Source organism: Spirulina sp. LEGE 11439, from assembly GCF_059821285.1.
The window spans coordinates 54,425-65,812 of sequence record NZ_JCAMRX010000035.1; the positions used below are offsets into that span (position 1 = coordinate 54,425).

Consider the following 11,388-nt stretch of genomic DNA (forward strand, 5'->3'; position numbering starts at 1 on the left):
CAGACTCTTTAGATATTCTCAAAAAAAGGAATGACTAAATTGTGGAATTGACATTATGTCCTATAGTGATTTCTCTTTAGCTCGGGTTAAAAAAGTATTTGGCTTAAAAGAACAATCCGAGTCACTTTTCCCAGATGTTGTGCCTCGAGAAGCGAGTCAATGGCTGCAGGAAACTCTCAGTTATAGTTTAAAATTAGCCCTTTCCTCATCGAGCGAAAAAGCGCGATCGGAGTTTATCATTGCTCCAATTTTAATTGAACTGGAACGACAAAATCCCGATCGCATTGCCATTTACTCCGGAGAAAAACTCGATGCAAACGAAGAAAAAGGACTAAAAGGAGAATGTGATTTTATCTTATCAAAAGGACCGCTCTCACTCACTTTGCAACCCCCAATTATCTCCTTAGTTGAAGCCAAAAAAAGTGATATTAAAAGTGGTTTAGGTCAGTGTATTGCTCAGTGCCTCGGAGCGCAACAATTTAACGATCGCGAAGCCAATGCCATCCCTACGATCTACGGTTGCGTCACAACGGGAGAAGATTGGCAATTTTTGCAACTCGAAGGCGATCGCATTCTCATCGACGATCGTAGATACTATATTAATGAATTAGAAAAAGTATTAGGCATTTTTCAAGGAATTATCGATCGCTATTTTGACAACAGAGAAACTGGCTTAGAATGAGATCGGGATTTCCAGCAGATCGAACGAAGAGAAGATGATTGACATCCTACCTGTTCTAAACAGAGTCGGGAATCAAGAGCCGAGAGTTTGGAGTAAACTTTAAAGGCTAGTTAGAAACTAGCCAATTCCACGAAAATTAAGACATAATGAACGAGTTAGGCTCGAGCAAAAATTTCATGAAACACCGTTTTGCCCGTTATTGGTACTCTACATTACTGGCGAGTGCAACGTTTTTGACCGTTGGATTGGGAACGCTTTCCGTCAAAGCCCAAGAAATGTACAACCCTTTACCTTTAGTTTCAGGAGAAGAGATTGAAGACCTTCTCTCACAAAAAGATATTCCGACAGGAGAGGGAGGTTTTTCTCGCGACTATAAAGTGAAATTAGAACAAGGCGATAATGTTGCGATCGATCTTCTTTCCGACGAATTCGATCCTATCGTGATTTTAATTGCGATGGATGGCTCTACCGTCGCTGAAAATGATGATGGACCCGATGGAAGCACAAACTCTCTCCTTTTTGCCCGCATTACGAATGAAGGGGATTATATCGTCCGCGTCCGGGCTTTTGGGGAAACTGGAGGCGGACAATTTCGCCTGAAAGTGACTCGCCTTAAACCTATTTAAATGAAAAATGGGGAAAGCCGGAAAACTTCCCCATTTCTCACATTTTACTCTTGATTCCCGAGAGAAGACCAATAACGAATGCGATTGATTAAATGTGCCAGCATATCGGGTTTGCTGAGATAATCATCCATGCCAGCTTCAAGGCATTTATCGCGATCGCTGGGCATCGCATGAGCCGTTACGCCAATAACAATAGTATGTCGTTCTTCTCCTTCAATTTGTCGCAATCTTCGAGTTGTTTCCCAACCATCCAAAATCGGCATCTGACAATCCATTAAAATAATATCGCAGTCGAAAACAGTTAAATATTCAAGGGCTTGCTGACCGTTATTGACGATGAGAATGTGATGATACCCATAGAGTTGTAACATCTCTAAGAGAAGTTCTTGATTGGAAGGATCGTCTTCAACAATGAGAATTTTTACGCGATCGGGGTTGAGAGAATTTTCCACATTTAGAGTTACCGCGTGTTGAGGAGAATTCAGATTGAGTTGAGCCATATCGGGAAGCTTTAACTGTACGGTAAACCAAAAAGTAGAACCGACTCCCACTTCGCTTTCAACCCCGATCGCACCCTGCATGAAGTGAACGAGTTTTTTACAAATGGCTAAACCCAAACCCGTTCCTCCATATTGGCGAGTGCTAGAGGCATCAATTTGACTGAAGGGTTTAAATAATTTATGAATATCTTTGGGGTCAATCCCAATACCCGTATCCCGTACCCGAAACTCCACAATGAGAAAAGAAGTAGAAGGATTGGGGGGCAATTGACAAGTAACCTCGATCGCAATTTCCCCTTCATCGGTGAATTTAATCGCATTTTTGAGCAAATTCAGCAGAACTTGTTGCAAGCGCAATTCAGGACCGTACAGTTTTAAGGGAACATTGGGGGCAATTTGGGAAGAGAGCATCAAGCCTTTTTCATCCGCTTGGAGTCGCAAAATCGCGATCGCATTATCGAGGGTTCCATTGAGATAAAAAATATCCGAATCAGTCGTAATTTCCCCCGCTTCTAAAGTCGATAAATCGAGAATATCTTCAATCAAATTCAATAAAATTTGACAGTTGTTTTCAATTCTGTTGATATATTTAACTTGTTGTTCGTTGAGATTAGTATCTTCAAGCAAACTCGCATAACCAATAATCGAAGTCATGGGGGTGCGAATCTCGTGACTCATGTTCGCGAGAAAATCACTTTTGGCCTGATTGGCCGTTTCGGCAACAATTTTGGCTTCCTCGAGCTCGGCTTCGATATGTTTGCGCGGAGTAATATCGATCGCTACCCCCACGATTTTTTCGGGGGTTCCCTTCGTCAGACCGTTATAAATCTTATCGGTACTGCGAAACCAAAGATATTCCCCATCTTGATGTCTCAGGCGATATTCAATGCTGAAAATATCTTCAGGATGGGCAGTTGAAAATCGTTGGTAATGAGCGGTAATTCGTTTTCGATCTTCGGGGTGTATCAAATCGAATAACCAGTTGGTCTCTAGGGTTAAAATTTCGGCGCGAGAAAAGCCAAGAATTCCCTCACCGCCTGTATTTTGGTAGATAATCGCCTGCTGGTGGAGATCGTAAATATAAACCATTCCGGGCAGGGAATCGCTAATCGATTGGAGAAGTTGTTGGCTGTCTTGTAGTTCTTGCTGAATGCGTTTGAGTTCCGTAATTTCCGTGACGACAGCCCCCACCCCGCGATCGCTATTGGTAAATTCAACAGGATAATAGCTCACCAACCACCATCGTTGTTGCCCCGGGGCGGCGGGGGTGCTGCCTTGAATTTCCAGATTCACAATGGGAGTCCCCTTCTCGATGACTTCTTGCAGGAGAGGTTCGACGCGATCGTGCAATTCGGGCAGGATGTCGGCAATGTGTTTGCCCAGATGCGCCTCGATCGGAAAACCATTAATATCGGCTAAGGCTTGATTGATTCTTAAAAATTTCAGATTGCGATCGTGCAGGCACAAACCAACGGGACTGTTGCGATACAAGTTTTCCAGTTGTTCTTGTACTTGTTTCATATCGTCGATATTAACGAAAGTGAGAACAATGCCATCGCTACTGCCATCTTCGCGAATATATAAATTGATTCGCATTAATAAATGTTCTCCCGTTGCGGGAATGGATACTTCCTGCTCGAAGGGACAATTTGTATCGAGAACTTGTTGGAGAGTAATAATGAGATCGGGATAATCGAGATTGTGGGTAAAATGAGCGAGGGGACGGTTCAGATCCGACGGTCTCAGGTTAATGGCACGAGTTGCCGCCGGGGTGAAGCGGCGAATCTGCAAGTCGCGATCGAGGAAAATCACGCCGATATTGGTACTGCGGAGAAGGTTATCGATATCGTTGGTGAGTTGGGTGAGTTCGCCGATTTTGCGCTGGTACTGAGTATTAACGATGGAGAGTTCTTCATTTACCGATTGCAGTTGTTCGTTGGTTCCTTGCAATTCTTCGTTGGAAGCGAGCAATTCTTCGTTAGTCGCTTGCTGCTCTTCGTTGGTTGTTTCTAGCTCTTCAATGGTGACTTGCAGATTTTCTCGGGTTTGTTGCAATTCGTACTCTAATTCGGTAATTTGTCTGGCGGCTTCGGCATCTAATCTAAAATTGAGGGAAGTTGGTGTCTCTTGACTCAGAGTCTTGTTCCGTTCTGTCTCGCGATCGTTCACTTCGAGAACGACGATTAAATAATCTTCCATTAGAGGGCTGCTGGCATCGTAGCTGACTCGCAGATCGATAGACTGGGTGGAGGTGGAATTTGTCGAACTGTTGCGATCGAGTTGGATGCCTGAGTAGAGAATGGGTTTTTTCTCTCGCTTGGCGCGGTGTAACGCGGTACTCAAGGGCAATTTCAGCGCTTCTGGTAGGATTTCGGTAATATCGAGTCTGGCTTCTCCGGTCATAGGAAACTCTAAGAGTTTCTCGTTATTGTGCAGGATATGTACGAGTTTGTTGTCGCGATTGACGAGCAAGCAAGTCATTTGTTGTCCAGCAAAGCAAAATTTTAAGGCCTCGTTGAGGACGCGATCGAAGGAAGAAGAACGTCTCGATAAGCGATCGCTCCCTCGCGGCGGTAAAATGAGAGGATTGGGAGCGGTGGGTAATGGAGCAAGGACTGTATCCCGAAATTTCCGAAAAATTTTCCAAGTGGGTTCGAGGGAGGTAAAGTCGCTAGCAAGTTCCCCGAGAACTTCCGAATTTCCTAAAAAGAGAACACCCCGAGAAGCAAGGGAAAAATGCAGCAAGCGTAAAACTTGTTGCTGAAGCTGGGGCTGCATATAGATCAGCACATTGCGACAGGAAACGAGGTGCATTTTGGAAAAGCCGGCATTTTTAGTGAGATCGTGAGGGGAAATAATCAACATTTCCCGTAGAAAACGTTTTACTTGATAGGAATCGCCATTATGGGTGAAATATCGTTCCAAGCGATCGCCCGAGATATCCTTGGCAATACTTTCAGGGTATATTCCCGATGACGCAATTTCTAGGGCTTCGGTATCGAGATCCGTGGCGAAGATTTTGACGGGAATTTCCTTCCCCGTTTCGCGGATGGCTTCATCCGCGAGAATCGCCAGAGAATAGGCCTCTTCTCCCGTCGCACAAGCTGAAACCCAAATTCGCAAGGGTTGCTCTGGGGGCAATTCTTGCAGGATTTGCGGTAGGACTTCCGAGGCTAAAAATTCCCAAGCTGGTGTATCGCGAAAGAAACGGGTCGCCCCAATGAGTAAATCTTGGCGCAACTGCTTGCGTTCCTCCTCAGAGATTTCGAGGAGTTGAATATAACTGCTGAGGGTTTTGCTGCGATTCAGCACGCAGCGATGATGGATGCGGCGACTGAGGGTGCTGGCTTTATAATGGCTGAAATCGATCTGTTCTTGCTCGGCCAAAATTTGTACAATCGGTTGCAGGTGTTCGGGTTCGATGAGGGTTGATTGTTCGGGTTTGGCGGCAAAGTATTCTTCGGAGAATCTCACAAAATCGTAAACCCCTCGCGCCAACTCGGGAGGGGAAAGAATGGCATCGACCAAACCCGAGGCAATGGGGCTTTCCGGCATACTGCTAAATTGGGCAGTTTCCGGGGATTGTACGAGGGCGATGCCTCCCGATCGCGCGATCGCTTTGAGTCCTTCGCTGCCATCGTTTCCCGCCCCAGAAAGGAGAATGCCGATCGCCTGATGCTGCCATGCTTCTGCTAAGGAAATAAAAAAGCGATCGATGGGATAATAATCTTTTGGGGCTAATTCGAGGAGGTGTAATCTTCCGTTTTGAATGTCGAGATTTTTGTGCGGGGGGAGAATATAAATATGATTTGCCGCCACTTCCATGTCATCATCAATGATGTTAATTGGCATGGTCGTACAACGTTGCAGTAACTCCACCATGAAGCTTTCATGGTTGGGGGAAAGATGCTGCACGATGATAAAGGCAACATTGGGAAAGTGGGGAAAATGAATAAAAAATTCTTCGAGGGGTTGCAGCCCCCCTGCCGAGGCTCCAATACCGACGATAAAAAATTGGCGATCGCAGGTCGAGGAAGAAGTCATTAATATAAAAACATTAAATAATTGCCAACATTTTAGCGCTATCTCTCAGTAAACTTAAGTTATTTTTTTTCGGTAAATGCACTGATTTTAAAGCTGGTGAAATGTGAAAGCTGGTGAAATGTGAAAGCTGGTGAAATGTGAAAGCTGGTGAAATGTGAAGAGAGTTGACGATTATCGATTACTGGCGATCTGGTCAGAGAAAAGATTTTTCACGCAATCGGCAAATATTTGTAACTCAGACTTGCGATCGCTACTTCTATACTTGTAAAGATTTTGAGGTATTTGCAACCCGTACTTTTTTCTGTCATACTTTTCGAGGGATAACTGCACGAGAACTAACTTGTTAAATAGAATCAAAGTCTCCGTCAAACCGGCGAGAAACTGTTATGGAAATTGATGAAGATGTTAAAGCGTTCCTTGTTGAAAGCAATGAAAATCTCAGCCAATTAGAAGGGGATTTGGTGGCATTGGAGAAAGCCCCCGACGATCGAGATTTAATTAACCGCATCTACCGTACTCTGCACACCCTCAAAGGCAATAGCGGGTTCTTGGGATTGGATATTCTGCAAGCCGTAGCCCACGCGGGGGAAAACTTGCTCTCTCGTTTGCGAGATCGCGCGATTCTTCTCAATGCCGAGATTATTAGCGCGCTCTTACAAACTATCGATGCTATCAAAAAGATTTTAACGGCTCTCGAATCTGTAGGGGAAGAAGGAAGCGATCGCCATGACACATTAATTGCCACCCTCGAAAGATTACAAAAAGGAGGTTCTTCCTCCTCTGAAAGTTCCGCGATCGCGGTAGACTCCTCTCTCCCCAAGTTGGAATTGGAAAAACTGGCAAGTTCCGATCTCGTTCATTCCGCGATCGCCGATAGTTCCATTCGCGTGGATGTGGATTTATTGAACAAACTCATGAATTTGGTGGGGGAATTAGTCCTCTGTCGCAATCAAATTTTGGAGTTTACCAACCAAAAAGGGGATACGGTGTTTGCCGATACGTCCCAACGTTTGGATCTGGTGACGACGGAGTTACAAGAAGGGGTCATGAAAACCCGAATGCAGCCCATTAAAACCATCTGGAACAAATTTCCCCGAGTCGTGCGAGATATGGCACTGTCCCTCGGCAAACAAGTGCATTTGGAGATGGAAGGAGGAGAGACGGAACTTGATAAAACCCTGATTGAAGCGATCGCAGATCCCCTCACGCATATTATTCGCAACTGTGTCGATCACGGCATCGAAAGCCCGGGGATGCGTCGCGATCGCGGCAAGATTCCTGAAGGAAAATTGCTCTTGCGTGCCTTTCACGAAAGCGGTTACGTCAATATTGAAATTGCTGATGATGGGAAGGGGATCGATGCCAATATTTTGAAAGAGAAAGCCATTGAGAAGGGATTTCTCAGTCGCGATCGCGCCGTGCATTTAAGCGATCGCGAAGCCCTCGATTTAGTTTTCCTGCCCAGTTTATCCACAGCAGAAACCATCACCAGTTTATCCGGGCGCGGGGTAGGAATGGATGTGGTGCGAACCAATATCGAACGCATTAACGGAACTATTGATATTTTTTCTCAGGTGGGGAAAGGGACGAGTTTTAAACTGAAAATTCCCCTCACTCTCGCGATTATTCCTACCCTGATCGTGACAACAGAAGGCGATCGCTATGCTATCCCTCAAGTCAGTCTTTTGGAGTTGGTGCGCTTGGAAGGAATTGAAGCAGAAAAGAGCGTAGAAATGGTTCATGGTGCCCCCGTGTATCGCTTGCGCGGGAAACTCTTACCTTTGGTCTATTTAAGTGAAGCCCTGCAATTGCAACGCGATCGCGACAAGCGTTATAACTTAGCGCAACCTTGGTTAACCACTCAAGATATCCACACGGCAATATTTGACGATATTCTCAATATTGTCGTTCTCCAAGCCACAGATAAGGTATTTGGGTTAGTGGTCGATGCCATTAACGATACCCAAGAAATCGTTGTCAAACCATTAGGAAAGCAACTGAAAGGAATTCCCAGCTTTGCCGGGGCGACTATTATGGGAGATGGAAGAGTCGCTTTAATCTTAGACGTGCAAGGATTGGCACAAAGCGCGAATGTTATCTCGGAAACACAAGATCCGAGCTTATCAAAAGATATAAGTGCGAAGACAGAACCGAGTGAGGATGAGAGTCAACTGCTTTTGCTTTTTACCGGGCCTCAACTGCGACGCATGGCAATTCCACTCTCACGGGTGGCGCGTTTGGAAGAATTCCCTCAAACCCAGATCGAACGAATTGGCAATCAACGCGTGATTCAATATCGCGAGAAAATTTTACCCCTGATCGACCTTTCCGCTATTTTAGGCGATCGCGGCTCGAGTTCTCTTAATGGTGATACCATTCAAGTAATTGTCGTTGCGATTGAGGAAGACAATGCGATCGGGTTTGTCGTCGAGGAAATTTTGGATACTGTCAGCGAACGCATTACCATTAAAGGACAAGCTACTCAGGTTGGCATTCAATATGCGGCAGTCATTCAAGGACGAGTCACCGAAGCGATCGACGTAGATGCCATTATCGAAGCCGCAAATTTGCAATTCTTCTCCACCCAAACCGCGATCGCAGTTTAACAGTTATCAGTTATCGGTAGGGACGTTGCATGCAACGTCCGTACACCAGTTATCAGTTATCAAATCTTATATTATGACCAGCGATCGCGAACATCAATTTTGTACATTTCACCTTGCGGATCTTTTCTTTGGGATTGAAGTCGAACAAGTCCAAGAAATTATTCGCTATCATCCGATTACTCACGTTCCTCTTTCACCTTTTGAAGTAGGAGGATTAATTAATTTGCGAAGTCAAATCGTTACAGCGATCGATTTGCGTCGTCGCTTAAAATTAGCCGATAAAAAAGATATTCAACATCCCCTGAATGTTGTAGTTCGTCTCGGGGAAGAAACGATTAGTCTTTTAGTCGATGACGTGGGAGATGTTTTAGATGTTTCAGAAGATAATTTTGAACCGCCTCCCGATACTTTAATGGGCAAAGTTCGAGAACTCATTCGCGGGGCATACAAATTGGAAGATCGCTTATTATTAATATTAGATATTGAGAAAGTTGTTAATATTATCTCTATCTAAAAAAAATATCAAATATTTTAACATGGTAAAAATTTTCTCTTTTGCTAATCTAAAAGGCGGTACGGGTAAAACAAGTCTGTGTATTAATATAGCAGGATATCTTGCTCAACAAAAAACCCGCAATAAAGTTTTAGTGGTTGACTTCGATCCTCAAGCCGATGCAACATCGGGATTGGGGATTGATAGTAAAAATCTAGACTATTCCATTTATAATGCAGTTTTAAGCCAATGTGAAGGCTACGAAAATATTGCGATCGCGAGAACTATTGTTGCGACAGATATCGAAAATTTACACCTTATCCCCTCAGAATTAAATTTAGGGGTGGCTATCATGGTCACCCAAAAAGTAAAAGATCGCGTCGGTATTCTCGATCGCATTCTCAAACCCATTCAACAATATTACGATTACATTCTCATTGATACCCCATCGGATACCGGATTATTTATGCTGAATAGTTTGCGCGTTGCCGATCGCGTAATTGTACCTATCGATCCCAGTGTCTTTGCCTTAGAAGCCCTCGAAAACTTAAAATTGTATGGCAGGGATATTGCTACAATAACCGGGCATGATATGAATGATAAATATACACTTGTTTTAAATCGTTATTCTAAAAGTTCGACAAAAGGTAAAAAAGGAAAAGCCAGTCCTTCTGAAGAAGTCGAAGCGCAACTAAAAACCCAGACTTATCCCTTTTTTATCGTACCGGATTCAATTCTGGTTTACCGATCGCAACAAGAAGGATTGCCTGTTTCTCACTATGCCCCCCATAGCGTGTTAAGCAAAGCCTACAGCGCGATCGCCAATTCCCTAATCACCAATAACTCATAATTACTTAACAACCAACATGACTACCGCTAAACCCCGAAAACCCGGTCGCGCCGTCTTTTTTGAAGACAACACCCCCGACACTCTCGATCCCCAAGAATCTGCTGCACCAACCTCTCAACCTACGACAACTGGAAGTAATCCCCCTATGCCAGATATTGCTCTTTTGGTAAATGCCCTCACATCTGTAAAAAATGGTGATTTTGACGTTCATTTGGCTGAAGAAGGAGAATTCCAAGAAGTCGCAGCAGTTTTTAATGAGATGGTCGCGATCGAACGAGATTTTGCAACAGAACTAGAACGTATTGGGCGTAGTGTCGGAGAAGAAGGAAACTTAAGCGATCGCGCCACCCTCAAAAAAGCCAGAGGATCTTGGCAAAATAGTATTGAAGCCGTCAACGGTTTGGTCAATAATCTGGCTAAACCCACTATTGAAGTTTCTCGTGTCATCGAAGCCGTTGCCACCGGGGATCTCTCCCAAAAGATCGCCCTCAAAGTCGAAGGCAAAACCCTCAAAGGAGAATTTCTCCAAATTGGCACCACTGTGAATACAATGGTCGATCGCCTCAATAGTTTTTCCGATGAAGTCACCCGCGTAGCGAAAGAAGTAGGCACCGATGGTAAACTCGGCGGTCAAGCTACAGTTGAAGGGGTTTCGGGAACCTGGAAAGAACTCACCGATAATGTTAATTTTATGGCTTCTAATCTCACAGTACAAGTGAGAAATATTGCCAAAGTTGCCACCGCCATTAGCGTCGGCGACCTCAGCCAGAAAATTACCGTTGATGCCAACGGAGAATTGCAACGCCTCAAAGACACCATCAACCAAATGGTAGATAGTTTGAATACCTTCTCTTCCGAAGTCATTCGCGTGGCCAAAGAAACAGGAATTGAGGGCAAACTCGGCGGGAAAGCGATCGTCAAAGGAGTGGCAGGGACATGGAAAGAACTGACCGATAATGTCAACTTTATGGCTTCTAACCTCACCGATCAAGTGCGGAATATTGCCGAAGTTACGACCGCCGTAGCTGAAGGGGACTTATCTAAGAAAATTACCGTAGATGCCGAAGGAGAAATTCTCGAATTAAAAAATACTGTTAACACGATGGTCGATCGCCTTAACGCTTTCTCTTCTGAAGTCACACGAGTGGCGCAAGAAGTCGGGACAGAAGGGATTTTAGGCGGTCAGGCCAAAGTCAAAGGGGTTTCAGGAACTTGGAAAAGTCTGACACAAAATGTCAACCTGATGGCAGCGAACCTCACGGATCAGGTACGAAACATTGCCGAAGTTACGACCGCCGTAGCTGAAGGGGACTTATCCAAACAAATTACCGTGGATGTGAAAGGAGAAGTCCTCGAACTCAAAGACACTATTAATATCATGGTCGATCGCCTTAACGCCTTCTCTTCGGAAGTGACGCGGGTGGCAAAAGAAGTCGGAACCGATGGCATTTTAGGCGGTCAAGCACAGGTCAAAGGCGTATCGGGGACATGGTTGGACTTAACCAATAATGTTAATGGCATGGCTTCTAATCTGACCGATCAGGTGCGAAATATCGCAGATGTGGCAACTGCTGTAGCTGAAGGAGA

General features: G+C 44.7%; 7 protein-coding genes. 6 read left to right on the forward strand and 1 reads right to left on the reverse strand.

Annotated features, from left to right (window positions below; genetic code table 11):
* The first annotated feature begins 55 nt into the window (after positions 1–55).
* Both AC6RV6_RS20450 and AC6RV6_RS20455 read left to right on the forward strand, forming a co-directional pair.
* Positions 56–682, forward strand: a complete 627-nt coding sequence (locus AC6RV6_RS20450) for a hypothetical protein (protein WP_500242726.1) — start codon at positions 56–58, stop codon at positions 680–682.
* Positions 683–858: 176 nt separating this feature from the next.
* Complete coding sequence (locus AC6RV6_RS20455; RefSeq protein WP_500242727.1) at positions 859–1,308, forward strand: PPC domain-containing protein; 450 nt, start codon at positions 859–861, stop codon at positions 1,306–1,308.
* A 44-nt stretch (positions 1,309–1,352) separates the two neighbouring features.
* Here the strand turns inward: AC6RV6_RS20455 and AC6RV6_RS20460 are convergent, their stop codons facing one another.
* The gene (locus AC6RV6_RS20460; protein ID WP_500242728.1) at positions 1,353–5,852 is read right to left on the reverse strand and encodes a chemotaxis protein CheB; all 4,500 of its coding nucleotides are present in this window, start codon (positions 5,850–5,852) and stop codon (positions 1,353–1,355) included.
* 386 nt (positions 5,853–6,238) lie between these two features.
* On the opposite strand from AC6RV6_RS20460, the gene AC6RV6_RS20465 reads away from it, so the two are divergent.
* From AC6RV6_RS20465 to AC6RV6_RS20480, 4 genes are all read left to right on the forward strand, one after another.
* On the forward strand, positions 6,239–8,458 hold the full coding sequence (locus AC6RV6_RS20465) for a chemotaxis protein CheA (protein WP_500242729.1): 2,220 nt from the start codon (positions 6,239–6,241) through the stop codon (positions 8,456–8,458).
* Positions 8,397–8,972 carry a chemotaxis protein CheW gene (locus tag AC6RV6_RS20470; protein ID WP_500242730.1) on the forward strand — a complete coding sequence of 192 codons (576 nt, stop codon included), beginning with the start codon at positions 8,397–8,399 and terminating at the stop codon, positions 8,970–8,972. The genes AC6RV6_RS20465 and AC6RV6_RS20470 overlap by 62 nt, the downstream gene beginning before the upstream one ends.
* 22 nt (positions 8,973–8,994) lie before the next feature.
* On the forward strand, positions 8,995–9,801 hold the full coding sequence (locus AC6RV6_RS20475; protein WP_500242731.1) for a ParA family protein: 807 nt from the start codon (positions 8,995–8,997) through the stop codon (positions 9,799–9,801).
* A gap of 16 nt (positions 9,802–9,817) precedes the next feature.
* The coding region (locus AC6RV6_RS20480; RefSeq protein ID WP_500242732.1) for a HAMP domain-containing protein at positions 9,818–11,388 on the forward strand (1,571 nt) is incomplete at its 3' end.